The organism is Bacillus litorisediminis (assembly GCF_022808645.1).
Classification (GTDB): Bacteria; Bacillota; Bacilli; order Bacillales; family JC228; genus Bacillus_BF; species Bacillus_BF litorisediminis.
Genome location: NZ_JAKZKT010000129.1, coordinates 1 through 505 on the forward strand (window position 1 = coordinate 1; position 505 = coordinate 505).

Annotated in this window: 1 pseudogene; it reads left to right on the forward strand. The window is 42.2% G+C overall.

Features of this window, described 5'->3' with window-relative positions:
- Positions 1-344: 344 nt before the first annotated feature.
- Positions 345-505: pseudogene (locus tag MLE14_RS22345) on the forward strand (group II intron reverse transcriptase/maturase); the annotation flags it as partial.

A 505-nucleotide genomic window follows, 5' to 3' on the forward strand; every position in this document is an offset into this window, starting at 1 on the left:
ATACAGAGTAAATGAAGCAGATATTTGGAGGGAAAGATTGCACTCTTACCTGGGGAGATCTGACTGGAAAGCCAAGTACTCTTGGTAACCTATCTAGCGATAGATAGCTGAACAGTTAGAAGTCAGCAGAGGTCATAGTACCATTCTAACTCGAGACTGAGAATGGGAAGGACTGAACAATTATGAGAGAACGAAATCTAGGCATACAGTATTCTGTGATAAATACAGACAATCCGTAAGGACTTACTTGAAGAAAGAAGTGGTGAATACACGGGGGACTTCGAGAGGGTATAGCAGAAACTGGCATAATTAGAACCTTCGTTCACGTGGAAAGGAATAACGTTATGTTGATGGAGCGAATCTTGTCACGAGAAAATCTCTTGACTGCCCTGAAAAGAGTAGAAAGAAATAAAGGAAGTCACGGTATTGACGAAATGTCCGTAAAAGACCTACGGAGATATCTCTATGAAAACTGGGACTCCCTTCGGGAGGCTCTGAGAAATGG